The organism is Spirillospora sp. NPDC048911, from assembly GCF_043198015.1.
In the GTDB taxonomy this organism is placed as follows: domain Bacteria; phylum Actinomycetota; class Actinomycetes; order Streptosporangiales; family Streptosporangiaceae; genus Spirillospora.
Map to the genome: position 1 here is coordinate 55,526 of NZ_JBICUD010000017.1, position 24,512 is coordinate 80,037.

23 protein-coding genes are annotated in these 24,512 nt (G+C 71.7%); 3 read left to right on the plus strand and 20 right to left on the minus strand.

Features of this window, described 5'->3' with window-relative positions; genetic code table 11:
- Positions 1 to 38: 38 nt before the first annotated feature.
- The 10 genes from eis to pgsA form a co-directional block, all read right to left on the minus strand.
- The gene (gene eis / locus ACGFNU_RS48335; RefSeq protein WP_392603511.1) at positions 39 to 1,190 is read right to left on the minus strand and encodes an enhanced intracellular survival protein Eis; all 1,152 of its coding nucleotides are present in this window, start codon (positions 1,188 to 1,190) and stop codon (positions 39 to 41) included.
- A gap of 208 nt (positions 1,191 to 1,398) precedes the next feature.
- Entirely contained in the window at positions 1,399 to 2,151 is a 753-nt protein-coding gene (locus ACGFNU_RS48340) for a YebC/PmpR family DNA-binding transcriptional regulator (RefSeq protein WP_392603512.1), read from the minus strand.
- A gap of 3 nt (positions 2,152 to 2,154) precedes the next feature.
- Positions 2,155 to 2,775 (minus strand): pyridoxal 5'-phosphate synthase glutaminase subunit PdxT, encoded by a 621-nt coding sequence (gene pdxT / locus ACGFNU_RS48345; protein ID WP_392603513.1) that lies wholly within the window; start codon positions 2,773 to 2,775, stop codon positions 2,155 to 2,157.
- Positions 2,776 to 2,856: 81 nt separating this feature from the next.
- Complete coding sequence (locus ACGFNU_RS48350) at positions 2,857 to 3,471, minus strand: DUF6928 family protein (protein WP_392603514.1); 615 nt, start codon at positions 3,469 to 3,471, stop codon at positions 2,857 to 2,859.
- A gap of 150 nt (positions 3,472 to 3,621) precedes the next feature.
- Positions 3,622 to 4,545 (minus strand): pyridoxal 5'-phosphate synthase lyase subunit PdxS, encoded by a 924-nt coding sequence (gene pdxS / locus ACGFNU_RS48355; RefSeq protein WP_392603515.1) that lies wholly within the window; start codon positions 4,543 to 4,545, stop codon positions 3,622 to 3,624.
- A 182-nt stretch (positions 4,546 to 4,727) separates the two neighbouring features.
- The gene (locus ACGFNU_RS48360) at positions 4,728 to 5,723 is read right to left on the minus strand and encodes a DUF3048 domain-containing protein (RefSeq protein WP_392603636.1); all 996 of its coding nucleotides are present in this window, start codon (positions 5,721 to 5,723) and stop codon (positions 4,728 to 4,730) included.
- 166 nt (positions 5,724 to 5,889) lie between these two features.
- Positions 5,890 to 6,426, minus strand: a complete 537-nt coding sequence (locus ACGFNU_RS48365) for a hypothetical protein (protein ID WP_392603516.1) — start codon at positions 6,424 to 6,426, stop codon at positions 5,890 to 5,892.
- 13 nt (positions 6,427 to 6,439) lie between these two features.
- Positions 6,440 to 7,678 carry a glycosyltransferase family 4 protein gene (locus ACGFNU_RS48370; protein WP_392603517.1) on the minus strand — a complete coding sequence of 413 codons (1,239 nt, stop codon included), beginning with the start codon at positions 7,676 to 7,678 and terminating at the stop codon, positions 6,440 to 6,442.
- Positions 7,675 to 8,580 carry a phosphatidylinositol mannoside acyltransferase gene (locus tag ACGFNU_RS48375; protein ID WP_392603518.1) on the minus strand — a complete coding sequence of 302 codons (906 nt, stop codon included), beginning with the start codon at positions 8,578 to 8,580 and terminating at the stop codon, positions 7,675 to 7,677. The genes ACGFNU_RS48370 and ACGFNU_RS48375 overlap by 4 nt, the downstream gene beginning before the upstream one ends.
- An 8-nt stretch (positions 8,581 to 8,588) precedes the next feature.
- The gene (gene pgsA, locus ACGFNU_RS48380) at positions 8,589 to 9,227 is read right to left on the minus strand and encodes a phosphatidylinositol phosphate synthase (RefSeq protein ID WP_392603637.1); all 639 of its coding nucleotides are present in this window, start codon (positions 9,225 to 9,227) and stop codon (positions 8,589 to 8,591) included.
- 466 nt (positions 9,228 to 9,693) lie between these two features.
- Between pgsA and ACGFNU_RS48385 the strand changes: the two genes are divergently transcribed.
- Together ACGFNU_RS48385 and ACGFNU_RS48390 are read left to right on the plus strand one after the other, a co-directional pair.
- The gene (locus ACGFNU_RS48385) at positions 9,694 to 11,859 is read left to right on the plus strand and encodes an elongation factor G-like protein EF-G2 (protein WP_392603519.1); all 2,166 of its coding nucleotides are present in this window, start codon (positions 9,694 to 9,696) and stop codon (positions 11,857 to 11,859) included.
- A 161-nt stretch (positions 11,860 to 12,020) separates the two neighbouring features.
- Entirely contained in the window at positions 12,021 to 12,854 is an 834-nt protein-coding gene (locus ACGFNU_RS48390) for a polysaccharide deacetylase family protein (protein ID WP_392603520.1), read from the plus strand.
- Between the two features lie 6 nt (positions 12,855 to 12,860).
- Here ACGFNU_RS48390 and ACGFNU_RS48395 read toward each other — a convergent pair whose 3' ends face one another.
- Positions 12,861 to 13,952, minus strand: a complete 1,092-nt coding sequence (locus ACGFNU_RS48395) for an RNA polymerase sigma factor (protein ID WP_392603521.1) — start codon at positions 13,950 to 13,952, stop codon at positions 12,861 to 12,863.
- 88 nt (positions 13,953 to 14,040) lie between these two features.
- Positions 14,041 to 14,673, minus strand: coding sequence for an HIT family protein (locus ACGFNU_RS48400; protein WP_392603522.1), 633 nt, complete (start codon positions 14,671 to 14,673; stop codon positions 14,041 to 14,043).
- Positions 14,674 to 14,848: 175 nt separating this feature from the next.
- Here ACGFNU_RS48400 and ACGFNU_RS48405 point away from each other — a divergent pair, with 175 nt between their 5' ends.
- Positions 14,849 to 15,406 (plus strand): Asp23/Gls24 family envelope stress response protein, encoded by a 558-nt coding sequence (locus ACGFNU_RS48405; protein WP_392603523.1) that lies wholly within the window; start codon positions 14,849 to 14,851, stop codon positions 15,404 to 15,406.
- A 115-nt stretch (positions 15,407 to 15,521) separates the two neighbouring features.
- On the opposite strand, the gene ACGFNU_RS48410 is transcribed toward ACGFNU_RS48405, so the two are convergent.
- The 8 genes from ACGFNU_RS48410 to ACGFNU_RS48445 all read right to left on the minus strand — a co-directional run bounded on the left by ACGFNU_RS48410 (position 15,522) and on the right by ACGFNU_RS48445 (position 24,447).
- Positions 15,522 to 16,145 (minus strand): hypothetical protein, encoded by a 624-nt coding sequence (locus ACGFNU_RS48410; RefSeq protein ID WP_392603524.1) that lies wholly within the window; start codon positions 16,143 to 16,145, stop codon positions 15,522 to 15,524.
- Between the two features lie 193 nt (positions 16,146 to 16,338).
- A complete protein-coding gene (gene thrS, locus ACGFNU_RS48415) occupies positions 16,339 to 18,315 on the minus strand; it encodes a threonine--tRNA ligase (protein ID WP_392603525.1) in 1,977 nt (658 codons plus the stop codon).
- Positions 18,316 to 18,558: 243 nt separating this feature from the next.
- Positions 18,559 to 20,043, minus strand: coding sequence for a sugar porter family MFS transporter (locus ACGFNU_RS48420; RefSeq protein ID WP_392603526.1), 1,485 nt, complete (start codon positions 20,041 to 20,043; stop codon positions 18,559 to 18,561).
- 41 nt (positions 20,044 to 20,084) lie between these two features.
- A complete protein-coding gene (locus tag ACGFNU_RS48425) occupies positions 20,085 to 20,720 on the minus strand; it encodes a class I SAM-dependent methyltransferase (RefSeq protein WP_392603527.1) in 636 nt (211 codons plus the stop codon).
- A 37-nt stretch (positions 20,721 to 20,757) separates the two neighbouring features.
- Positions 20,758 to 21,894, minus strand: coding sequence for an LLM class flavin-dependent oxidoreductase (locus ACGFNU_RS48430; protein ID WP_392603528.1), 1,137 nt, complete (start codon positions 21,892 to 21,894; stop codon positions 20,758 to 20,760).
- Complete coding sequence (locus ACGFNU_RS48435; RefSeq protein ID WP_392603529.1) at positions 21,894 to 22,907, minus strand: ABC transporter substrate-binding protein; 1,014 nt, start codon at positions 22,905 to 22,907, stop codon at positions 21,894 to 21,896. Before ACGFNU_RS48435 ends, ACGFNU_RS48430 begins: the two co-directional genes overlap by 1 nt.
- The gene (locus ACGFNU_RS48440) at positions 22,904 to 23,632 is read right to left on the minus strand and encodes an ABC transporter ATP-binding protein (protein ID WP_392603530.1); all 729 of its coding nucleotides are present in this window, start codon (positions 23,630 to 23,632) and stop codon (positions 22,904 to 22,906) included. Before ACGFNU_RS48440 ends, ACGFNU_RS48435 begins: the two co-directional genes overlap by 4 nt.
- Entirely contained in the window at positions 23,608 to 24,447 is an 840-nt protein-coding gene (locus tag ACGFNU_RS48445) for an ABC transporter permease (RefSeq protein WP_392603531.1), read from the minus strand. Before ACGFNU_RS48445 ends, ACGFNU_RS48440 begins: the two co-directional genes overlap by 25 nt.
- Between the last annotated feature and the right edge of the window lie 65 nt (positions 24,448 to 24,512).

Here is a 24,512-nt window from a genome sequence, read left to right on the forward strand (position 1 = left end):
ACATCGTCGCGCACCCCGGCGCGCCGTGTCCCGACCGGTCAGAAGTAGTCGAGCGAGAACGGCCGCGCGGCGAACGCCGCCGAGAGCGCCGCCGCCTCGTCCTCGCCGGCCGCGATGAGGCCCGTGCGGCGCAACGTGGCGACGGGGACCCCGGCGTAGAGGGCCGACAGCCCCCGGGCTCCCATCCGTACGGCCCCATGGTCGTCCGCGGAGCGTTCCAGCGCGCCTTCACCGTCCTTGATCACAAGCCGCCACGATCCGGCGTTGGAGGGCAACTGAGCGTCCTCGACGAGCAGCGGGATCTCGGCGGTGACGCCCGCCGGGTAGCCGCGCGCCCCGATCGCGGCCGGGGCGTCCACGACGCGCGACATCCAGCGTTCCTGGTGAACATCCTCGTGCGCGCGATCGCCCAGCAGCCACAGGACGGGGTCGTGCGGCGCCAGGCAGGCCCGGACCGTCGCCGCGATCGACGAGTTGGAGCCGACGATCGCGCACAGCGACCGGAGCGTCCGCTCCGAACCGGCGACCAGCCTCTCGACGCGCAGGGCGGTGTTCCCCGCGTCCCACTCGTAGGCCAGGAAACCGTCCTCGGCCAGGTAGCAGTAACGGTCGTCGACGGCGAGCATCGCCCGCCACCGCTCGTCCGGCCAGTCCACGGGCCCGTCGTCGCGCGCGCTCTCGTGGATCTCGCGCACGGTGGCGGCCACCACGGCGGCGTCACCGGGGCCCGCCCGGCGCACCGGCACCCGTTCGGCCGCCACCGACCGCAGCGCGTCGGCGGGCAGCGTGACGATGCTCCGCGCACCCGCGTGCTCCCAGCCCATCGACCGGTACAGGTGGGTGGTGGCCGGATACAGCATCGACACCGCGTGCCCGAGCTCGGCGGAACGTTCCAGGACGACGGTCATCAGCCGCCGGCCGAGCCCGCGGCCGCGCTCCTCCGGCGCCACCATCACGCCGCCGATCCCGGCCGCCGGCACCGGCCCGCCGTGCCACCACTGCCGCATGTCGTTGATGCGCGCGGCGGCCACGAGCCGGTCGCCGTCGAAGGCGCCGAGCACCCGTCCGGCGGCCACCGCGGCCGCCGCGAACCGCCGGGACGACTCCCACTCCGCGTCGTTCAGCGGCCCGAAGGCCCGCGCCCGCAGGTCCCTGACAAGGTCAAAGTCGTCGACCGCCCGGATTTCCATGATCCACACCGTATCCGCCCCGCGAAACGCCGGAGGCCCGGCCCCGTGAAAGATCACAAAGCCGGGCCCCGCACGCGAACGCGCTAACGGGTCGTGAAGCAAGCGAAGCGATGCTTCACGAGAGATCGCGAAGCGATGTCGCGTTCGCCGCTTTGGCGGTTGGCCCGCGAGCCGCCAGGCGAGCGGGTCAGGCCGCCAGAGCGATAGATCACGCGTCGATCTTCTCCATGACCTCGTCGGAGACGTCGAAGTTGGCGTAGACCTCCTGGACGTCGTCGCTGTCCTCCAGCGCGTCCAGCAGGCGGAACACCTTGCGGGCGTTGTCCTCGTCGAGCGGCACCGACATGGTCGGCAGGAACTTGCTCTCGGCCGAGTCGTAGTCGATGCCCGCGTCCTTGAGGGCGGTGCGGACGGCGACCAGGTCACCGGCCTCGCAGACGACCTCGAAGCCGTCGCCGAGGTCGTTGACCTCCTCCGCGCCGGCGTCGAGGACGGCCATCATGACCTCGTCCTCGTCCGTCCCCTCCTTGGGGACGAGCACGACGCCCTTGCGGTTGAACATGTACGACACCGAGCCGGGGTCGGCCAGCGAGCCGCCGTTGCGGGTGAGCCCGACGCGGACCTCGGAGGCGGCGCGGTTGCGGTTGTCGGTGAGGCACTCGATGAGCACCGCGACCCCGCCGGGCGCGTAGCCCTCGTACATGATGGTCTGCCAGTCGGCGCCGCCGGCCTCCTCACCGGCGCCGCGCTTGCGCGCGCGCTCGATGTTGTCGTTGGGGACCGAGCTCTTCTTCGCCTTGTAGATGGCGTCGTACAGGGTGGGGTTGGAGTCGGGGTCACCGCCACCGGTGCGGGCCGCCACCTCGATGTTCTTGATCAGCTTGGCGAAGAGCTTGCCCCGCTTGGCGTCGAGGGCCGCCTTCTTGTGCTTGGTCGTCGCCCATTTGGAATGGCCGGACATCTGTCAATCCTCCTGCTCCGTCGCCCGGCGCACCAGATCGGCGAAGTAGTGGTGCACGCGGTAGTCGCCCGTCAGCTCCGGGTGGAACGCGGTCGCCATGAGACGGCCCTGACGGACGGCGACGATCCTACCGGCGTTGGAACCGCTCTCGGCGCGGCCCAGCACCCGCACGCCGGAACCGACCGTCTCGACCCAGGGGGCCCGGATGAAAACCGCGTGGTACGGCGCGTCGCCCATGCCGTCGAGCCGCACGTCGGACTCGAACGAGTCGACCTGCCGGCCGAAGGCGTTGCGGCGCACCGTCATGTCGATCCCGCCGAGGGTCTCCTGACCCTCGATGCCGTCCCGGATCCGGTCGGCCAGCATGATCATGCCGGCGCACGAGCCGTACGCGGGCATGCCGGCCTCGATCCGCTTGCGCAGCGGGTCGAGCAGGTCGAAGGCGCGGGCCAGCTTCCACATCGTGGTGGACTCGCCGCCGGGCAGGACGAGCGCGTCGACGCGCTCCAGCTCCTCGGGCCGGCGGACCGGGAGGGTGCGCGCTCCCGCCGCCTCCAGGGCCCGCGCGTGCTCACGCACGTCGCCCTGCAGCGCGAGGACACCGATCTCGGGCACAGCAGTCACCAGTGAAACCTTCCGGAAAGTCGGCTGGGAGATACCACTTACAACGCTCCAAGCCCTGCCGGATCTTCCCCGGCCCTCGCGCTAGCAGAGCTTGAAGCGGCGCAGGGGGAGCTCCATCGGCAGGAAGCCGTCGGCGCCCCGCTCGGCCAGCGGGCGGCCGAACATGTACCGCCCGGCGAGGGCCAGGCCGAACTCCTCCGGGTCGAACGGCAGCGGCACGTCGTCGGCGCCCTCGTCGATCGACTTCCAGAAGGGGCGCTCGGCGGGCAGCCGGTCGCCCTGGTCGACCACCACGCCGTCCTCGGCCGTCACGAACACGTCCCGGCGCAGCTCGCCCCCCTCGTACCAGCGGAACCAGCAGCCGGAGATCACGCTGTGCAGCACGAGCACGCCGCAGTTGGCGCCCGGCAGGGCCGCCGCGGAGGTGTCGGCGATGCGGCGGGCGTCGTCGTCCAGGCCGAACAGGCGCCGGTCGCAGAGCAGCAGGGCCCGGTCGAACACGCCCACGAACAGCTCGTCCTCGTACGGCCACAGCGCGAAGTCCAGCACCGTGTCGCCGGTCTCCACGAGCGTCGCCGCGGGATAGAGCCCGCGTGCCATGTTCGCCGCCGCCTCCGGGTCGGGGACCAGCCCCGGCCCGAACACCTTGCCCGGCTCGCCGTCGCTCGCGCAGGCGAGCGCCACGGACCAACCCATGCCTTCCCCTCCCGCGGCCGCCCCGGAGCCCGCCCGCTCCAGAATCCGGCCGCGGCCAGCGTAATCCCTCAGATGGCGGCTGTGGAGGGGCGGCGACAAGTAACCACCCGGTCACCGGACCGGATGGTCACCCCTCCGTGTCGGCCGGGCCTACCAGCCGCGGTGGGCGAACTTCTGGTCCTCGCCCAGCGAGGCGACGTTGATGCCGACCATCGCGTCGCCCAGGCCGCGCGACACCTTGGCGATCACGTCCGGGTCGTCGTGGAACGTGGTGGCCTTGACGATGGCCTCGGCGCGCTGCGCGGGGTTGCCGGACTTGAAGATCCCGGAGCCGACGAACACGCCCTCGGCGCCCAGCTGCATCATCATCGCGGCGTCGGCCGGGGTGGCGATGCCGCCGGCGGTGAACATCACGACCGGCAGCTTGCCGGCCTGCGCCACCTCCTTGACCAGCTCGTACGGGGCCTGGAGCTCCTTGGCGGCCACGAACAGCTCGTCCTCGGGCAGCGACTGCAGCCGCCGGATCTCGCCGCGGATCTGCCGCATGTGGGTGGTGGCATTGGAGACGTCGCCGGTGCCGGCCTCGCCCTTGGAGCGGATCATCGCGGCGCCCTCGGTGATGCGGCGCAGGGCCTCGCCCAGGTTGGTGGCGCCACAGACGAACGGCACGGTGTAGGCCCACTTGTCGATGTGGTTGGCGTAGTCGGCCGGGGTCAGCACCTCGGACTCGTCGATGTAGTCGACGCCGAGCGCCTGCAGCACCTGGGCCTCGACGAAGTGGCCGATGCGGGCCTTGGCCATGACCGGGATCGAGACGGCGCCGATGATGCCCTCGACCATGTCGGGGTCGCTCATCCGCGAGATGCCGCCCTCGGCGCGGATGTCGGCGGGCACCCGCTCCAGCGCCATGACGGCGACCGCGCCGGCGTCCTCAGCGATCTTGGCCTGCTCGGGCGTGACGACGTCCATGATCACGCCGCCCTTGAGCATCTCCGCCATGCCGCGCTTGACCCAGGCGGTCCCGGTCGCGGGCGCGGTGTCGTCGGCGGCGGGAGTGAAAGTGGACACGGGCATTCCTCACATGAGCGGACGAAGAGACAGCTTCCATGATATTGCCTGCTCGCACCCCGTCTTGACCCACCGGAGCGTCGGCGACCTGGCCCAACGCCCGACGGATCGCCCGCACACCGCCCAGACCGCCCGCACGCCGTCCGCACGCCGCCCAGATGGCCCGCCGGCCGCTCCGTGCGGGATTCCTACGGCATGTAGGGCTTGCCGTCGTTGACCAGGGCGACCCAGACCTGGCCCGGGGCGAAGGTCATCGGCTTGCCGTCGGCGGTCGTGTAGGTCGTGCCGCCCTCCTCGGACGGCCTCGACCACTTGGCGTCATAGGCCTTGCCGTCGCGCAGGACCAGGGCCCGGCCGGTGCCGGTGGTCTTGATCAACGGCGTGTACGCGCCGAGCACGTCGCGGAACTGCGAGCGCCCGGTCTTGGCGTACTGGATCACGATCGTCCGGCCGCCCAGCCGGCCGCCCTCGCGGGCCACGTCGGGGGTGCCGTTGAACGAGGCCAGCCAGCGCTTCTCCTTCGCCGACCACGTGAAGCCCATCCGCGTCGCGGGCCACCTGGCGGTGAAGGACTTCATGGGCCTGCCGCCCTCGGGCGCCGGGCCGAACGTGAAGCCGATGTCGCGGGGCCCGGTGGCCTTCGGCGCCTGCTTCAGCAGGTCCTTGGGGTCGGCGTAGAGGTTGTACGGGATCGGCTTCGGCCCCCACCGGACGTAGGAGCTGCCGCCGTTGTCCTGCGAGATGTCGTAGACCGGCGACTTGCGGATGTACTTCTTCATCTTCGACTGGACGCCGGAGAAGGCGAAGGCCGGCTTGCCGAACTGCGGCAGGATGTGCAGGTCGGAGATGCGCGCGCTGCGGACCGGGCCCACCCTGGCCGGCAGCTTGGACGAGAAGACCGCCATGAGACGCGTCTCACCGCCCTCGACCTGCTCGACGTAGACGATGTCGGCGGCCGAGACGCCGCTCTGGGGCATGGCGGGCCGGGTGTTCTCGATCTTCACCGCCAGCACCGGGTTCTTCAGCCCGGACTTTCCGCCGGTGAAGGGGTGCGTGGTGGGCGCGGGGCTCGCACTGGGCGTGGTGCCGGTGTTGCCGGGCGGGACGGCCTTGGCGGGCTTGTCCGAGCCCGAGCAGCCCGCGAGCGAGCCGCCGAGCGCGATCACTCCGAGCACCGCCGCCATCCTGCCGCGGACGATCCCATTCCATGCGATGTGCACCATTCGCCCTTTCTGCCGGTGACCCGCCGAAGGGTAGCGAATCCCGATTAACGTCAGGACATACTCGGCGCGGGCGGTGTTCGGTTCACGGGCGGTCGGTTCACAGGCGCTCGGTTCACGGCCGTCCGGTTCACAGCCTGGGCGGATCGTCGTCGATCTCGAAGAAACCCGGCAGCGGCGCCCGGCCCGCCAGCGGCAGCACCCTGATCAGGAGCTTGCGCCGGGCGATCCGGGCCGCGGAGACCGCGTCGTTGTAGAAGCGGCGCGCGTAGGCCACCTTGGCGGCGGCGGCGCCCAGCTCGTCCAGGACGGCCTGACCGTCGCCCTTGGCCTCCAGGGTGGCCGCGAAGTCGGGCTGGTCGACCACGGCCCGCAGCGCCCGCGACAGATCGCTCTCGGCGAACTCCCGGTTGTCGGCGTCGGCGGTACGGGCCTCGTGCGCGGCGGTGGCCAGGACGAGGCTGGTCGCCGGGTCCAGCAGGTGCGAGGCCGCCAGTTCGAGCGCGACGGCCGCGCGGCGTACGAGGGCCGCGTCCAGGGCGGCGCGGGCGGTCTCGACCCGGACGTGCAGCCGGTCCAGCCGGGTCGCGCGCCAGGAGACGTACACGCCGACCAGGAAGAGGACCGCGACCCAGAACAGGACGTCGATGATCCAGTCGGGAAACATTCAGGCCGCCCCCTCAGGCCCCGAGGCCGGACTCGACGACGCGGCCGCCGCCGTGGGCGACCGTCTCGTACACCCGCAGCACATCGCGCGCCACCGCCGACCAGTCGTAGGCGCGGACCGCTGTGCGTGCCTCGGCCGACAGATGCTTGCGCCGCGCCGGGTCGTCCAGCAGCTCCCCCGCGGCCGCGGCGAGCGCCGCGTGATCGCCGACCGGGAACAGCGCCCCGGCCCGGCCGCCCAGCAGCACCCGGTCGAACGCCTCGATGTCGCTGGCGAGGATCGGCGCGCCCGCCGACATGGCCTCGGCCAGCACGATGCCGAAGCTCTCGCCGCCGAGGTTGGGCGCCACGAAGACGTCCACGGAGTGATAGGCGCGGATCTTGTCCTCCTCGCTCACCATGCCCAGCATCACCACCCGGTCGCGCAGCTCCGGCGACACCTTGGCCACCGCGTCGTCGGCGTCGCCCGGCCCGGCGATCAGCAGCCGCAGGCCGGGACGTTCGCGGGCGAGGATCTCGAACGCGCGCAGCAGCACCTGCAGGCCCTTGCGCGGCTCGTCCATCCGCCCGAGAAAGCCCAGCGTGCCGCCCCCCACCCGCCCCTGGTCGCCGTCGTCGCCTGTCACCGTGGGGGGCCGCCCCCCCACGCCCCCCGTGGCGGGCAGGCGGCTTCGCCGATGGTCGCCTTCGACCCTGCCCGGCCATCCTTCCAACGGCTCGGCCATGGCGTAGCGTTCGGTGGCCACGCCGTTGGGGATCAGGACCGCGTCGCCGCCGAGATGCTCGACGAGCGTCGTGCGCGCCGCCTCGGACACCGCGATCCGGCCGGTGATCTTCTCCAGCGCGCTCTGCAGGATCGGCGCGGTGACCGAGACGACCCGCGACTTCTCGTACGAGGCGTGGAAGGTGCCCACGATGGGGCCGTCGGCCGCCCAGCAGGCCAGGATGCCCAGCGACGGCGCCGCGGGCTCGTGCACGTGCAGCACGTCGAAGTCGCCCTCGTTGATCCAGCGGCGCACCCGCCCCGCCGACAGGAAGCCGAAGGCGAGCCGCGCCACCGAGCCGTTGTAGGGCACCGGGACCGCGCGGCCCGCCGACACCACGTACGGCGGCAGCCGCGCGTCGTCGTCGGCCGGCGTGATCACCGACACCTCGTGGCCGAAGCCGGTGAGCGCCTCGGCCAGGTCGCGGATGTGCTGCTGGACGCCGCCGGGGACGTTCCACGTGTAGGGGCACACGATCCCGACCTTCACCGGCCGTCCACCGCCGCGGCCGCGGGCAGGTCGGCCACCCAGACCTTCTGCAGCATGTGCCAGTCTTCGGGATGCGCGGCGATCCCCTCCTGGAAGACGCTCGCGAGCTCCTGGGTCATGACCTGGATCTTCTCCTGTCTGGCCCCGTCGGCGGGGACGGGGATCTCGTCGTGGACCCGCGCCCCCCAGTCCGCACCCTCGTACCACAGGGTCACCGGGAACAGCGCGGCTCCCGTCTGGATCGCCAGCGCCGCCGACACGGCGGGCATCCGGGCCGTCGAGCCGAAGAACTCGACGTCGATCCCGTTCTCGGTCAGGTCCCGGTCGACGACCAGGCAGACCGGGCGGCCCGCGCGGAGCCGCTGGGCCATCCGCCCGAACGCGGAGGCGCCCTTGTGCGGCAGCACCTCCATGCCCAGGCTCTCGCGGAACTCCACGAACCGGTCGAAGAGCGACTCGGGCTTCAGCCGTTCGGCGACCGTGGTGAACGGGTAGCCGCTGTGGACCAGCCACGCCCCGGCCTGCTCGTAGTTGCCCATGTGCGGCAAGGCCAGGACGGCCCCGCGGCCGGAGTCGAGCGTGGCGAAGAGCTTCTCGTGGCCGGTCACCCGCATCCGGCCGAGGATGCGCTCCTTGTCGTACTCCGGCAGCCGGAAGACCTCCAGCCAGTAGCGGAAGTACGAGCGCAGGACCCGCTTGCTCAGGATCCGCACCTCGTCGTCGACGGTGTTCTTGCCGAGGACGCGGCAGAGGTTCTTCTCCAGCTGCTTCACGCCCGCGCCGTGCTGCTGCCAGGTGCGGTCGGCGAGCGCGGCGAACGCCACCCGGGCCGCACGCTCGGGCATCTTGCGGACGATCGTCCAACCCATGGCGTAGGCGGCGTCCATCACCTCATCGCGCATGGGAACGTTCATGCGTGCGACCCGGCCGAGGACGACTCCTCGGCCTGCTGCGCCTGCCGCGCCTGCTGGTAGACGGTGGCGAACCGCTGGCCGACAGTGACCGTGCTGAGGACGGCCAGCACCCAGAGCGCCAGCGTCAGGATGAAGGGCACGCCCAGGCCGTCGAACCCGGCGGCCACCAGAGCCACGATGAGCCGTTCGGCACGTTCGGCGATGCCGACGTTGCAGGTGTAGCCGAGGCCCTCGGCGCGAGCCTTGGCGTACGAGACGACGACGCCGGCCACCAGGCAGTAGAGCGCGACCGCGGCCAGGGTCTCCCGGTCGTCGCGGTAGAGCCCGATCATCAGCCCGGAGAAGATCGCCGCGTCGGCGACCCGGTCCATCGTGGAGTCCAGGAAGGCGCCGAACTTGGACGTCTTGCCGGTGACCCGGGCGACCGCCCCGTCCAGCATGTCGAACAGCACGAACGCGGTGATCACCATCGTGCCCCAGAAGAACTGGCCCCGGGGGAAGAAGCCGAGCGCGCCGGCGGCCACCCCGATGGTCCCGATGACGGTGATGGCGTTGGGCGAGACCCCGGTCCGCGCGACCGCCTGTCCGATGGGGGTCAGGACGCGTCCCAGGGCGGGCCGCAGTTTGTTGAGCATCGCCGTCCGTTCTCGTGGTGTGGTGGTGTGCCCCTGCGTCGCGGGGTGCTCGCGGGCCGCCGCGGCGAGGCGGGGCCCCGGGCCGCACAGCGCGCCCATCGTAGTGCGAGCGGTCCGCACAGGTGGTCAAGGCGGGGCACTGATCCCGGTTCGCCCGTAAAGAGATGGCCCCCGGTTGAAGCGCACCCCTTGTGATCCTGGCCGTACCGGGAAATGGTGTTGAACACGGGTGTGACGCCGGTCACGCACGTCGGGCGTGCTCCGCCCGTCGGACGATGCCGTTCGGAAAGGAGGCCGCCAGGGCGCCGCACTCGGCCGGGGCCCCGCACGCCGCCGCCAAGCAAGGCGTGATGGGGAAGTCCCGGGGGTCTGGGGGTCGCCCCCCGGAGAAGAGGGCCAGGCCTGGACGGGCCGGCCCCAACTGCGCTCGGGCCCGCACCCGACGGGCCTGTCCGAGGAGGTAGTCATGGCTGACAGAGGAGGCCACCCGGGAGCCGCCGGCAGGGCACCGGAGGCCGGCCGGCCCGACAGGGTTCGCAACGTCGCGCTGGTCGGCCATTCGGGCGCGGGGAAGACCACGCTCGTCGAGGCCCTGCTCAGTGCGACCGGTACGATCCAGCGGCCCGGGCGCGTCGAGGACGGCTCGACGGTCAGCGACTTCGACGAGGTCGAGGTGCGCCAGCAACGCTCGGTCAACCTGGCCCTCGCCCCGTTCACGCACGGGGACGTCAAGGTCAATCTCATCGACACCCCCGGCTACGCCGACTTCGTGGGCGACCTGCGGGCCGGGCTGCGCGCCGCCGACGCGGCGCTGTTCGTGATCTCCGCGGTGGACGGCATCGACGGTCTCACCCGGCTGCTCTGGGAGGAGTGCGCCGCGGTCGGCATGCCGCGCGCGGTCGTCATCACCAAGATCGACCAGCAGCGGGGCGACTTCGACGACGTCGTGCTCACCTGCCAGGACGTCTTCGGCGAGGGCGTCATGCCCTGCTACTTCCCGGTCGGGGCGGGCGACGAGCTCAAGGGCCTGATCGGCCTGCTCACCCAGCGCTGCTTCGACTACTCCTCCGGCGAGCGCGTCGAGTGCGCCCCGGACCCGTCCTTCCTGGAGCAGATCGAGGAGCAGCGCGGCGCGCTCATCGAGGGCGTCATCCAGGAGAGCGAGGACGAGGGCCTCATGGACCGGTACCTGGCCGGTGAGGACATCGACGTCAAGGCGCTCATCGAGGATCTGGAGACCGCCGTCGCGCGGGGCTCGTTCTACCCGGTGCTGGCCACGTCCATACCGCACGGCGACCACCCCGGGCCGGTCATCGGCATCCGGGAGCTGCTGGAGGTCATCACCCAGGCCTTCCCCTCCCCCCTCGAACACGGCATCCCTCCCGTCACCGCCGTGACCGGGGGCCCGCCCAAGAACATCGAGTGCGATCCCGACGGGCCGCTCGTCGCCGAGGTGATCAAGACCACGTCCGACCCGTACGTGGGCCGGATCTCGCTGGTCCGCGTGTTCTCCGGCACGCTGCGGCCCGACAGCGTGGTGCACGTCTCGGGGCACGGCCTGGAGGACCGCGGGCACGAGGACCACGACGTGGACGAGCGCGTGGGCGCGCTGACCTCACCGCTCGGGAAGGCGCAGCGGACGATCTCCGAGTGCCGGGCCGGTGACATCTGCGCGGTCGCCAAGCTGAGCCGGGCCGAGTCCGGCGACACCCTCTCCGATCCCGGCACGCCGCTGCTGATGGCTCCCTGGTCCATGCCCGACCCGCTGCTGCCGGTGGCGATCCGGGCGCACTCCAAGGCCGACGAGGACAAGCTCAGCCAGGCGCTGGGCCGCCTGGTCGCCGAGGACCCGACGCTGCGGCTGGAGAACAACTCCGAGACCCGCCAGCTGGTGCTGTGGTGCATGGGCGAGGCCCACGCCGACGTCCTGATCGACCGGCTCCGCACGCGCTACGGCGTCGAGGTCGAGCGGGTCGAGCTGCGCGTCCCGCTGCGGGAGACCTTCGGCGGCTCCGCCAAGGGCCTCGGCCGGCACGTGAAGCAGAGCGGCGGGCACGGCCAGTACGGCATCTGCCACGTCGAGATCGAGCCGCTGGCGTCCGGCGACGGCTTCGAGTTCGTCGACAAGATCGTCGGCGGGGTGATCCCGCGGCAGTTCATCCCGTCCGTCGAGAAGGGCCTCAAACAGCAGATGAACCGCGGTGTCGCCACCGGCTACCCGCTGGTCGACATCAAGGTCACGCTGCGCGACGGCAAGGCCCACTCGGTCGACTCCTCCGACATGGCCTTCCAGGCCGCCGGCGCCCTGGCGCTCAAGGACGCCGCCACCAAGGTGCCCGTCCTGCTCCTGGAGCCCGTGGACGAGGTCGCCGTGCTGGTGTCGGACGACTACGTCGGCCCGGTCATGTCCGACCTCACCTCGCGCCGCGGCCGGGTCCTCGGCTCGGAGAGCGTCCCCGGCGGCCGCACGATGATCAAGGCGGAGGTGCCGCAGCTGGAGATCATCAGATACGCGATCGACCTGCGCTCGATGTCGCAGGGCACCGGCAGCTTCAGCCGCACGTTCCTGCGGTACGAGCCGCTCCCCTCGCACCTGGCCGGCAAGGTCGCCGCGGAGGCCAAGGACGACTGAGAAGGACGACGGAGCGGGATGGCCGGGACGAACGGCCGATCCCGACGGGCCCGCCGGCGCCGGAACGATTCCGGTGCCGGCGGGTCATCCCTGAGAGTGATCACGGCTCACCCGCCGGTCGGACGGAACCGCTCCGGGCGTGTGCCATCCTTACGTTCGCTATGACGAACACGGGGGAAGAACAGGCGCCCGCGCAGCCGGGGCGCCGCGGGGTGATCAAGGGCTTCGGCATCGCCGCGGGCGGCCTGGCGGCCGGTGCCGCGGGCGGCGCCGCCGCCGTCGCGGGCCTGCCGGCGGAGACCCCGGCGTCGGCGATGGCGATCCCGAGCGCCGGCTACTGGCGCCCGGCACGCGGCCACGTCGACGTGACCTGGTCGGTCGACACCGCCCAGAAGCTGGTGGCCCTCACGTTCGACGACGGCCCGATGCCCAATTGGACGCCCATGGTCCACGACGTCCTCGACGCCGAGAAGGTCAAGGCCACGTTCTTCATGGTGGGCGAGCGCCTGCTGCAGAACGCCCGGCTCGTGCACGGCCGGATGGAGCGGCACGAGGCGGGCAACCACACCTGGCAGCACAAGGATCTCTCCCTGCTGACCCACGACCAGGCCTACCGGCAGGTCCACCGGGCGCACGCCGCGATCAAGCAGATCACCGGCAAGGAGGCCCGGCACCTGCGGCCCCCGTTCGGCCAGCTCGGCGGCACCACGCTGAGCGCCGCCGGCCAGCTCGGCTACGACCTCACGATCTGGTCGATCAAGATGCTGGAGAAGACCTACGAGAAGAACCCGCCGCGGCTGGTCGACTACATCGTCGGCAACACGCGGCCGGGCACGATCGTGCTCGCCCACGACACGGGCAACCCCGACCGCCTCGTCGCGCTGAAGAACCTCGTGCCCATGATCCGCGGCCTGCGCGCCAAGGGCTTCGAGTTCGTCACCGTCTCCGAGCTCATCGAGGCCGGAGCGCGCCCGGAGACGCCCAAGCGCCCATAGGGGGCCTCAGATCGGAGTGCCGCTCCGGTCCTCGTCCTGCGAGGTGTAGATCTCGCGGCCCGCGGAGTCGTAGCCGTGGAGAACGCCCTTGGACGTGTCCGGCACGGCGAGGCCGAACTCGCGGATCCCGGCCATGCCGGTGCCGAGGAGCGGAACGTCGAGGCCGCGTCCGCCGCCCTGCTCGGCCTTGAGGACGAGCCGGACGACCCGGCCCGAAGCGTAGCCCTGGTAGAAGTACCGGTTCTGGACGTCGTTCCAGGTGGCCATGTAGTTCACGGGCATGGCGTGATCGAGGACGGGCTGCCTGCACGACACGACGGCGGCGCCGTTCGCCTCCCTGCTCTCCCACTGCGGGCAGGGCTGTGTCCTCGAGGCGGCGCTCCGGGCCAGCGCCGGCGGCAATGGCAGCAGCCTGTCGGCGTCGTCCCGGGGAGGCCCCGTCCTCAGGTCCATCTCGCCTTCGGCCCGCAACACCGTCCAGATCGCGTCGGCGCCCGACCGCGCCCGCATCGGCTCCACGCCGGTCAGGTGGGGAGCGACCACGGCCAGCGCGGCGGCGGCCGCGACCAGGCCGGCGGCGGCGATCGCCTGGAACGGGCGGGGGTGGCGCGGGTCGAGGAGCTCGTGCAGGCGTTTGCGGGTGCGGTGCAGGCGCACCGTGGCGGCGGAGGCCGAGACCCCCAGCGCGGTGGCCACCTGGCCGCGGTCCAGCCCCTCCCAGCCGACGAGCCGGATCATCGTCCGGTCGGCCTCGCTCAGGCGGCGCAGGGCGGTCAGGGCGGCCTCCCGGCGGTCCACGGCGTCCGAATGTTCGGGTTCGACCGGGTGGGCGAGCGGCGAGTCGAACGACTCGGCGGTCTCGCCGCGGCGGGCGGCCCGCCTGCCGAGATTGGCCGTCAGGTTGCGCGCCACCACGTAGAGCCAGGGCAGCTCGGCGCCCTCGGGCATGTCGTCGAGCCGGCGCCAGGCGATGGTGAACGTCTCGGCGGCCACGTCCGCGGCGTGCTCGGGGCCCGCCCGGCGCGCCGCGTAGCGGAGCACCTCGTCATGGTGCGCCTGGTAGAGCTGCTCGAACCGCTCCCGGCGTGCTTCGATCACGGCCATCCCCTTCGCGACGGAACCAACACCATGTTCGTGTCGCGGGCGGGGTGGATGTTACCGGCTCCTCGTGATCACGGATCTCCGCTCAGAGGCCCTCGTGGGGCCAGGCGTCGGCCAGTATCTGGCGGGTGTCGCGGAGCAGTTGCGGCAGCACCTTGGTGTGCCCCACCACGGGCATGAAGTTGGTGTCGCCGCCCCAGCGAGGCACGACGTGCTGGTGCAGGTGGGCGGCGATCCCGGCGCCGGCCACCTGGCCGAGGTTCATGCCGACGTTGAACCCCTGGGCGCCGCTGGCCTTGCGCAGCGCGGTCAGCGACTGCTGGGTGAACGTGGCGAGCTCGGCGCACTCGGCGCCGTCGAGCTCGGTGTAGTCGGCCACGTGCCGGAACGGCACGACCATGAGATGGCCCGAGTTGTAGGGGTAGAGGTTGAGCACCGCGAAGACCGAGTGCCCCCGGGCCACGATGAGGCCCTCCTCGTCGGTCATCTTGGGGATCTCGCAGAACGGGCAGCCGTCCCCGGAGCCCTCCCCCGTCGGCTTGCCCTCGCCCTTGATGTAGGCCATCCGGTGCGGAGTCCAGAGCCGCTGGAAATTGTCGGGTACGCCCGCGCCGCCCCGTTCCTCCTCGATATCGGGCTGGTGTGCGTTCTCGGCACCCGACTCGGGCGCGTCGTCGCGCGCCTCCGGCACCACGGGCTCCTCCGGCTCTACGCTCAAGGCGGCGCTCTCCTTTTGTTCACGGCCTGACCAGCAGCATAGAGAGAGAAGCCGGACGGCCTGAAGCCGGGATCCCCGGCGGCCTCCGGCGTGGCGCCCTCGACGTACCGGACCCGCTGGCACTCCGGGCTCCATCTCGAGATCATGGACACAATCGACCCGTGGGGGGCAACCGATGACCGACCTCGACAAGGGCTACCCGGGCGGCGGCGGGGACGTCCCGCGTCCCGAGGCGCGGTCCATGCCGTTCTATCCGGGCCCGTCCGGGCAGGCCGTGCCGCAGGCGGCCGGGGTGCCGGTCCCCGCGCCACCGCTCCCGGCACCCCAACTGCCCGCGCCCCCGCTCTCCGCGCCGCCGCTGGTGCCGGAGCAGGTGGCGGGCGGCCGCCATTCGCCGCCGCGCGAGGCCGAGGGCCGCATCACCATCGAGGACGAGGTCATCGAGAAGATCGCCACCCTGGCGGCCCTGGAGGTGAGCGGGGTGGCCACGCTGGTGGGACGGCTCGCGCCCGAGGCCGAGGCGGGCGGCCGGGGCGTGCGCGTCCACCTGCACGAGAACGAGGTGTCGCTGGACGTCCGCGTGGTCGTGGAGTACGGCAGCGTGATCATGGACGTCGCCAAGGTCGTCCGGTCCAACGTGGCCCGCGTGGTCGGGTTGATGCTCGGGATGCGGGTCACCGCCGTCAACATCTCGGTCGAGGACGTCCAGCCGCCCGCCGAATCGCGCGCCTGAGGGTGCGGCGGGGAAAGGGATCGGGGTCGTTCCCCTCCCGCCCACAGGAACGACCCCGACGACTGGACACGCACTCTAGACAGACCACACGCCGATACCAAGTGGTTTCCGAGCGTCACCCGCCGGGACTGGCGTAACAGCTCTGCGACTGCAGCCCGGTCAACGTGGTGATCTTGACGCGCTGCACGGCCGCGACCGCGACGCCGCTGAACTTGAACGTGTGCAGCCGGCCGCCCTTGACGGTGGCCTGCTGGGACGAGGACCGGCCGCCGCGCGCGGTCACCTCGGCGCGGACGAAGCCGCTGCCGGCGACCTTCACGTCGACCTCGAGCGCGCCGCCGACCTGCCGGTACAGCGCGGTGCCGACGGGGCACCAGGTGATCGTGCCGCCGCCGGTGTCGGGCATCGGCGGGCCGCCGCCCTGCTGCCCGGAGTTCTGCTGCCCCTGGTTCTGCCCGGGGTACGGCGCTCCGCTGGACTGGTTCTGCTGGGGCTGGCCCGCGCCGGCGCCCTGGCCCGGGGTCGCCTGCGAGCCCGCGGGAAAAGTCTGGCCGGATGAGGGCACCGATGCCGCCGCGGCCGGTCCGCCGGTGGCGGCGGAGCCCGCGCGGTCCTTGTCCAGCAGCGGCATGAGCAGCACCACGACGGCGGCCACGACGAGGGCGGCCGCGCCGCCGTAGCCGAAGATCCGGCTCCAGGCCGAACGCGGCCTTCTGGGCCGCCGCCTCGTGGACTTCACCTTGCCTCAGCCCCGCCTCTCTCCCCGTCGTGACAGGTGACCGTTGAGGCTACCAACTCCCCGGCGGCCCCGGTCGCGCCCTGCCGCGACGGGCGAGGGCCCGGCCCATGACCGGACCGGGCCCCGCCGGGAGCACGTCGTGTCGGACCGTGCGTGGCGTCGGACAGTGCGTGGCGTCGGACAGTGCGTCGCGTCAGATCTGGACGCGGGCCTCGACCGCCTTGACGATCTCGGCGACCGCCTCGTCGATCGGGACGCCGTTCTTCTGGTCGCCGTTGCGGTAGCGGAACGAGACCGCGTCCTTGGCGACGTCGTCGTCCCCGGCGAGCAGCATGAACGGGATCTTCTGCTTCTGCGCGTTGCGGATCTTCTTCTGCATGCGGTCGGACGAGGAGTCGACCTCGACCCGGACGCCCCGCTCGCGGAGCCTCGCCGCGATCTTGTCCAGATGCGGGACGTGGGCGTCGCCGATCGGGATGCCGACCGCCTGCACCGGCGACAGCCACGGCGGCATGGCGCCCGCGTAATGCTCCAGCAGCACGCCGAAGAACCGCTCGATCGACCCGAACAGCGCCCGGTGGATCATGACGGGCTGCTGCCGGGTGCCGTCGGCGGCCTGGTACTCCAGCCCGAACCGCTTGGGCTGGTTGAAGTCGACCTGGATGGTGGACAGCTGCCAGGTCCGGCCGATCGCGTCCTTGGCCTGCACCGAGATCTTGGGGCCGTAGAACGCGGCGCCGCCCGGGTCGGCGACCAGCTCCAGGCCGGATTCGTCGGCCGCCTGCCGCAGCGCCTCGGTCGCCTCCTCCCAGTCGGCGTCCTCCCCGATGAACTTCTCCGAGTCGTCGCGGGTGGACAGCTCCAGGTAGAACTCGTTCAGCCCGTAGTCGCGCAGCAGCCCCAGCACGAAGGACAGCAGCGACTTGATCTCGCCGCCCATCTGCTCCTTGGTGCAGTAGATGTGCGCGTCGTCCTGGGTCATGCCGCGCACGCGGGTGAGGCCGTGCACGACGCCCGACTTCTCGAAGCGGTAGACGCTGCCGAACTCGAACATGCGCAGCGGCAGCTCGCGGTAGGACCGGCCGCGCGCGTCGAAGATCAGGTTGTGCATCGGGCAGTTCATCGGCTTGAGGTAGTAGTCGCCGCCGTCGACCTCCATCGGCGGGAACATGTCGTCCTTGTACCAGCCGAGGTGCCCGGAGGTCTCGAAGAGGTCGCCCTTGGTGATGTGGGGGGTGTTGACGAACTCGTACCCCTCCTCCTCGTGCCGCCGGCGGGAGTAGTCCTCCATCACCCGGCGGACGACGCCGCCCTTGGGGTGGAAGACGGCCAGGCCGCTGCCGATCTGGTTGGGGAAGGAGAACAGGTCGAGCTCGGCGCCGAGCTTGCGGTGGTCGCGCTTCTCGGCCTCCTCGAGGAACTTGAGGTACTCGTCCTGCTTCTCCCGCGACTCCCAGGCGGTGCCGTAGATCCGCTGGAGCTGCGGGTTCTTCTCGCTGCCCCGCCAGTAGGCGCCGCCGGTGCGCATCAGCTTGAACGCGGGGATGACGCGGGTGGTGGGCACGTGCGGGCCGCGGCACAGATCCTTCCACCGCAGGTCGCCGGTCTTGGCGTCGAGGTTGTCGTAGATGGTCAGCTCGCCGGCGCCGACCTCGACGTCGGCGCCGTCGTCGGAGCTCGCGTTGCCCTTGAGCCCGATGAGCTCCAGCTTGTAAGGCTCGCCCGCCAGCTCCGCGCGGGCCGCCTCGTCGGAGACCGGACGCCGGGAGAACCGCTGCGACTGCTTGACGATCTCGCGCATGCGCTTCTCGATGCGCTTGAGGTCGTCGGGGGTGAACGGCTCGGCGACGTCGAAGTCGTAGTAGAAGCCGTTCTCGACGGGCGGGCCGATGCCCAGCTTGGCGTCCGGGAACAGCTCCTGGACGGCCTGGGCCATCACGTGCGCGGCGGAGTGGCGCATGATCGCGCGGCCGTCGGCGGAGCCGATCTCGACCGGCTCGACCTCCTCGCCGTCGCGCACCTCGTAGGCCAGATCGCGCAGCTCGCCGCCGACCCTGGCGGCGATGACGGTTTTGCCGTCCGCCTCGAGGGCCTCCCCGGCGGTCGTGCCTGCGGGCACCACTCGCTCGCTTCCGTCGAGGGTGATGCGCAGCTCAGACACGGTGGACACGGGTTCTCCTCGCGATGGTGACGGATGTGGGATCAACGGGTCTTGATGCTATCGAGTCGAGGCCCCGGGCAAACGGAGAAGGCCCCGGGATGAACTCCCGGGGCCTCACCGCGTGCGTAAGTCAGGACAAGCGGCCGCGGCGCCGGGAGCTACCCGGCGTCGTCGTCTCGAAATAGGCCGCCATGTCTTCATGATAGCCGTAGGGCAGGGCGACGGCACGGCGATTCGGCGCGGCGCCGGGTGTCACGTCCGATCGGCGACCTTGGCCGCACGACCGCCGTGCAGGGTCAAGCCGTCCATGTCCTCCAGCTCGCGGCCCTTGGTCTCCGGCACGTTCCGCAGCACGAAGAAGAACGCCAGCAGCGCGAACGCGGTGTAGACGCCGTACGCCAGGCCGAGCGAGACGCCGGACAGGCCCGGGAAGGTCGTGGTGATGATCCAGTTGGCGATCCACTGGGCGGCGGCGGCCACGGCCAGCGCGGAGGCGCGGATGAAGTTGTTGAACATCTCGCCGAGCATCACCCACACCACCGGGCCCCAGGTGGCGGCGAACGCGACCACATAGAGGTTGGCGGCGATGAGCGCGGTGGTCCCGGCGGCGCCGCTGAGATGGGGCTCGTCGTCGACGACCGGGGCGGTGGCGAAGCAGATCGTCATGAGCCCGAGCGTGATCGCCATGCCCGCCGCGCCGGCCAGCAGCAGCGGCTTGCGGCCGATCTTGTCGACCAGCGCGATCGCCACCAGCGTGGACACCACGTTGACGATCGAGTTGATCACCGAGGTGAGCATGGCGTCGTTCTCGCTGAAGCCCACCGCCTGCCACAGCGACGACGAGTAGTAGAAGATCACGTTGATGCCGACGAACTGCTGGAACACCGACAGCAGGATGCCCACCCAGACGATCGGCATCAGGCCGAGGCGCGCGCCGCGCAGGTCGCGCAGGTGCACCGGCCGGTCGCTGGCGATGGACCGGACGATCTCGCTCAGCTTGACGTCCACGTCGCCGCGGTTCATGACCTTGGCCAGCACCTGGCGGGCCCGGGCGAGCTGCTTCTTCTTGACCAGGTAGCGCGGCGACTCGGGGATCGTCGTCGCGATGACGCCGTACATGACGGCCGGGATGATCGCGCTGGCGAACATCCACCGCCAGGCCGTGCCGCCCCACGGGAAGTCGCCGCCGGCGCCGCCGTCGGACACGTGCGCGATGATGTAGTCGACGACCAGCGCGGCGAAGATGCCGAGCACGATCGCCATCTGCTGCAGGGAGCCGAGCCGGCCGCGCAGGTCGGCCGGGGAGATCTCGGCGATGTAGGCCGGGGCGATCACCGAGGCCGCGCCGATGGCCAGCCCGCCGATCACCCGCCAGAACGTCAGGTCCCACGCGTTGAACGCCAGCGCGGAGCCGAGCGAGCTGATCACGAACAGGATCGCGGCCATCTGCATGACCCGGACGCGGCCCATCCGGTCGGAGATCGGCCCGGCGCACCAGGCGCCGGCCGCGCAGCCCAGCAGCGCCGCCGACACGACGAAGCCCACGACGACCGAGTTCAGGTGGAACCGATCCTTGAGCGCGTCGACCGTGCCGTTGATCACCGACGAGTCGTAGCCGAACAGGAACCCGCCGAGCGCCGCCGCCCCCGCCAGCAACATGGCGGTCGCGGCCGAGTGCGACGGCCGTGCTTGCTGCGGCGGCGCGTCCTGCCTGCCGCCGCTCCCCCCGAGAGCCATGTTCCTGATCTTCCCCGGCTCCGGTCACCCTAAGCGGATGTTCAGTCACGCACCGCGATTCCGATGACGTGGGGCTGTGACGGGTTGGGGACGGTGGTCTCCGGAAAGGCGAACCGCCGCGCCTTGGTGACGGTGAATCCGGAGCGGGCGATCCACTCGTCGGTCGGGCGGGAGACATGGCAGCCCGCCGCCAGGAACGGCCAGACCACGTCGCTGTACCGCTGGTAGCGGGCGAATCCGTCCGAGCCGGCCCGCACGTGCTCGTAGAAACGGAGCTCGCCGCCCGGCCGCAGCACCCGGCGCAGCTCGGCCAGGGCCCGCACCGGATCGCGCACCGAGCACAGCACCAGCGAGGCCACGGCCACGTCGAAGGAGGCGTCGTCGAGGTCGAGGTCCTCGGCGACGCCCGCCCGGACGGCCACTGGGACGGGGGCCTCGACGGCCGCGCCGACCGCCCGGGCGCGCAGCCGCGGCTCGGGTTCGAGCGCGATCACCTCGGTGACGCCGGCCGGATAGTGCCGGAAGTTGGCGCCGTTGCCGGCGCCCAGTTCGAGGGCGCGGCCGCGGGCGCCGCGCAGGAGCTCGGCGCGGTGCCCGTCGGCGCCGGCCCGGCCCATCATGGCCTCCATGCGCGGATAGAGCCGGGCGAAGATCGGGTGCCGAAGATCTGCGCTCATGCTCGCAGTCTCCGCTCCGGCGGCCCGAACCGCAAAGTCAGCCCAGGGGCACGCCCCGGCGGCGCAGCTCGGGCAGCACGCCCTCACCGAACCAGTAGGCCTCCTCCAGGTGCGGATATCCCGAGAGGATGAACTCCTCGATGCCGAGCGCCGCGTACTCCTCGATCCGGTCGGCGACCTCGGCGTGGCTGCCGACCAGCGCGGTGCCCGCGCCGGCCCGGACCAGGCCCACCCCGGCCCACAGGTTCGGGTAGATCTCCAGATCGCGGACGGCGCCGCCGGCGCGGAAGCTCTCGTGCAGCGCGCGCATCCGACGTTGGCCCTCCGACTCGCTGGCGCCGAGCGCCTGCTGTGCCTGTTCGACGTGGGCGGGGTCCACGCCGTCCAGGAGGCGGCGTGCCTCGGCCCACGCTGCCTCGGAGGTGTCGCGGCTGATGGTGTGCAGCCGGATGCCGAACCGCAGCGTGCGGCCCTCCTCGGCGGCCAGGCCGCGCATCCAGTCGAGCTTCTCGGCCACCTGCGCGGGCGGCTCGCCCCACGTGAGATAGGTGTCGACGTGCTTGGCCGCCACGGGCCCCGCCGCCTTGGACGAGCCGCCGAAGTAGATGTCGGGGATCGGGTCCGGCGCGCGCGCCGTCGTGGCGCCGTCCACGTGGTAGTGCTCGCCCTTGAAGTCGAACGGCTCGTCGCCCCACGCCCCGCGCAGGATCGACAGGAACTCGCCGGTCCGGGCGTACCGCTCGGAGTGGTCGAGGTGGTCGCCGAACCGGCGCTGCTCGGCCGACTCGCCGCCGGTGACCACGTTCAGCAGCAGCCGCCCGCCGGAGATGCGCTGATAGGTGGCGGCCATCTGGGCGGCCAGGGTCGGCGAGATGAAACCGGGCCGGAACGCGACCAGGTACTTCAGCCGGGACGTCTCGCGCAGCAGGGCGGCGGTGACCAGCCACGCGTCCTCGCACCAGGTGCCGGTCGGGGTGAGCACCCCCTCGAAGCCGAGCTGCTCGGCGGACCGGGCCACCTGCGCGAGGTAGTCGATGTCCGGCGGGCGGATCGCGCCGGCGGTGCCGGGCGCGGGCGCGGGCCGGCCGACGCCGATGGGGATGCTGTGCCCGCCGCCGATCAGGGCCCGGCTGTCGCCCGTGGTGGGGAGGAACCAGTGGAACGTCAGGCTCATCACTTCACCTCGATGTCGTTGAAACGGCGGTCCACGAACTCCGACATGTCGACCTTGCCGGGGATGAGCTTCTGGTCGGCGAACGCGTCGGCGACCTGCTGCTCGTGCGTGACCAGGGCGTCGTCGACCTTGAGGAGTTTGGCCACCCGTCGCTTGGCCGCGACCTCGGCGACCGCGAGCGGCAGCCCGGTGTCCTTGGACCAGACCGCTCCCCATTCCTTCGGATGCTCGGCGGCCCAGACGAGCGCGCGCCGCTGGCGGGCGATGTAGTCGCGCAGCGCCGTCTCCTTGGCCTTGTTGCCGAGTGTCTTTTCCGAGGCCACGAGAAGGTTGTAGCCGGTGGTGTAGCCGTTGCCGTCGAGGAGGATCCGGGCGTTCGCCTGTGACTCCCCCTGCGCGGTGTAGGGGTCCCAGACCGCCCAGGCGTCGAGCTTGCCCTGGCTGAAGGCGGCGAGGGCGTCCGGAGGCGCGAGGTACTGCGGTTGGACGTCCTTGAAGCCGAGACCGGCCTTCTTCAGGACGGCGAGCAGGTGGTAGTGGGCGGAGCTGCCCTTGGCGACGGCGATGCGCCTGCCCTTGAGCTCGGCGGGCGTCCGGATCGCGGAGTTCTTCGGCACCAGGACGGCCTGGCCGGTCAGGCCCAGCTCCGCGGCGGCGATGATCTTGATGTCGGAGCCCGCCGCGGCGGCGAAGACGGGCGGCGAGTTCCCGACCGCGCCGAAGTCCACCGCGTTCGCGTTCACCGCCTCCAGCAGCGGCGGTCCCGACGTGAACTGCTTGAACTCGACCTTGTACTTGACGCCCTTGAGCTCTCCTGCGGCGGTGAGCAGCGCGTTCTGGCCGCCCTTCTGGTCGCCGACCCGCAGGGTGACCTTGGCCAGGTCGACCGTGCCGTCCTTGGCGATCGCCGCGTCCTGCGCGGCGCCGTCCCCGCCGCCGCAACCGGCGGCGGCGGTCACCACGGCGGTGAGGCCGAGGACGGCGAGAACGGTGCGGAGTCGTGTGACGGTCATGCGGTTCCTTCGAGGGTGACGCCGAGAGCGGTGAGCAGGGTGGAGCGCAGTGAGATCAGGTCGGGATGGTCGCGATGCCGGGGCCGGGGCAGGTCCACGCGGGACTCGTGCGCGATCCGGCCGTCGTCCAGGACGAGGACGCGGCCGGCCAGCAGCAGCGCCTCGTCCACGTCGTGGGTGACGAGGAGGATGCCCGGCCGGTGCTTCTCCCACAGGTCCAGGACGAGCCGGTGCATGGTGATGCGGGTCAGCGCGTCCAGGGCGCTGAACGGCTCGTCGAGCAGCATCAGATCGGGCTCGCGGACCAGGGCGCGGGCGAGGGAGGCGCGCTGGGCCTCGCCGCCGGAGAGGGTGAGCGGCCAGGCGCCGCCGCGTTCGGTCAGCCCGACCTCGGCGAGCGCCTTCTCGGCGGCGGCTCGCGGATCGCCGGAGCGGAGCCCGAGGGCGACGTTGGCCCACACCCGTTTCCAGGGCACGAGCCGTGGTTCCTGGAAGGCGACGGAAACGGTGCCGTCGACGGTCAGGTCGCCCTCGGTGGCACTGTCCAGACCGGCGAGGGCGCGAAGCAACGTCGACTTGCCCGAGCCACTGCGGCCCAGCAGCGCGACGAACTCGCCCCGCGCGATGGAGAGGTCGATGCCGTCCAGGACGGTGCGTTCGCCGAACCGCCTGGTCAGCCCCCGCACCCGCGCCACGTCCGTCAGGACAGGAAGCCCTTCCGCCATGTGAGCGCCCTCCTTTCGAACAGCCGGACGAGGGAGTCGGTCAGCAGGCCGAGCGCCGCGTACACCAGCAGGCCCAGCACGACGATGTCCGTGCGCAGGAACTCCCGGGCGTTGTTGATCATGAAGCCGAGGCCGGAGCTCGCGTTGATCTGCTCGGCGACGATGAGCGCCAGCCACGCGGCGCCGAGGCTCTGCCGGAGCCCCACCAGCGCCTGCGGCAGCGCGCCGGGCAGCACGATGTGGAAGACCAGGCCCGCCCGGCTCAGCCGCAGCACCCGCGCGACCTCGGCGAGCTTGCCGTCCACGCCCCGGATGCCGGCGAACGTGTTGAGGTAGAGCGGGAACGCCACGCCGAGCGCGACCAGCGCGACCTTCGGGGCCTCGCCGATGCCGAACCAGAGGATGAACAGCGGGATCAGCCCGAAGTGCGGCAGCGCGCGCAGCATCTGCATCAGCGGGTCCACGGCGTGCTCGCCGAGCCGGCTGAGCCCGGCGAGCACCGCCAGGCCGACGCCGGCGACCGCTCCGGCCAGGAAGCCCGCCGCCGCGCGCTGCACGGACGTGCCGATCGCGTCGAGGAGCGTGCCGTCCCGGAGGAGTTCCAGGCCGGTGCTCGCGATCGCGCTGGGCGCGGGGACGGTGCGTTCGGAGACCAGTCCGGCGGCCGAGACGAGCTGCCAGAGGACGAGCACGGCCAGCGGGCTGACCAGGCGCGCGAGCGAGGCCGTGGGCAGCCGCGCCGAGCGGTCCCGCGAACCTGCCCGGGCCGGGCGGCGGGCGACGTCATGGGCGACATCAATGGACGAAGTGGACACGCGCCTCAGCGTCGCGCAAATTCCCTATTAAGTCAATCTGAAATACCTGCAATATGGGTCACTGA

Bases quoted from the DNA above. Each gene is read 5' to 3' on its own strand.
- ACGFNU_RS48405 (WP_392603523.1), top strand. From the start codon at position 14,849: ATGACCGACCTCGACAAGGGCTACCCGGGCGGCGGCGGGGACGTCCCG.
- ACGFNU_RS48390 (WP_392603520.1), top strand. From the start codon at position 12,021: ATGACGAACACGGGGGAAGAACAGGCGCCCGCGCAGCCGGGGCGCCGC.
- ACGFNU_RS48430 (WP_392603528.1), bottom strand. From the start codon at position 21,894: ATGAGCCTGACGTTCCACTGGTTCCTCCCCACCACGGGCGACAGCCGG.
- ACGFNU_RS48420 (WP_392603526.1), bottom strand. From the start codon at position 20,043: ATGGCTCTCGGGGGGAGCGGCGGCAGGCAGGACGCGCCGCCGCAGCAA.
- eis (WP_392603511.1), bottom strand. From the start codon at position 1,190: ATGGAAATCCGGGCGGTCGACGACTTTGACCTTGTCAGGGACCTGCGG.
- ACGFNU_RS48385 (WP_392603519.1), top strand. From the start codon at position 9,694: ATGGCTGACAGAGGAGGCCACCCGGGAGCCGCCGGCAGGGCACCGGAG.
- pgsA (WP_392603637.1), bottom strand. From the start codon at position 9,227: ATGCTCAACAAACTGCGGCCCGCCCTGGGACGCGTCCTGACCCCCATC.
- ACGFNU_RS48365 (WP_392603516.1), bottom strand. From the start codon at position 6,426: ATGTTTCCCGACTGGATCATCGACGTCCTGTTCTGGGTCGCGGTCCTC.
- ACGFNU_RS48425 (WP_392603527.1), bottom strand. From the start codon at position 20,720: ATGAGCGCAGATCTTCGGCACCCGATCTTCGCCCGGCTCTATCCGCGC.
- ACGFNU_RS48340 (WP_392603512.1), bottom strand. From the start codon at position 2,151: ATGTCCGGCCATTCCAAATGGGCGACGACCAAGCACAAGAAGGCGGCC.
- ACGFNU_RS48350 (WP_392603514.1), bottom strand. From the start codon at position 3,471: ATGGGTTGGTCCGTGGCGCTCGCCTGCGCGAGCGACGGCGAGCCGGGC.
- pdxS (WP_392603515.1), bottom strand. From the start codon at position 4,545: ATGCCCGTGTCCACTTTCACTCCCGCCGCCGACGACACCGCGCCCGCG.
- ACGFNU_RS48440 (WP_392603530.1), bottom strand. From the start codon at position 23,632: ATGGCGGAAGGGCTTCCTGTCCTGACGGACGTGGCGCGGGTGCGGGGG.
- ACGFNU_RS48375 (WP_392603518.1), bottom strand. From the start codon at position 8,580: ATGCGCGATGAGGTGATGGACGCCGCCTACGCCATGGGTTGGACGATC.
- ACGFNU_RS48360 (WP_392603636.1), bottom strand. From the start codon at position 5,723: ATGGCGGCGGTGCTCGGAGTGATCGCGCTCGGCGGCTCGCTCGCGGGC.
- ACGFNU_RS48435 (WP_392603529.1), bottom strand. From the start codon at position 22,907: ATGACCGTCACACGACTCCGCACCGTTCTCGCCGTCCTCGGCCTCACC.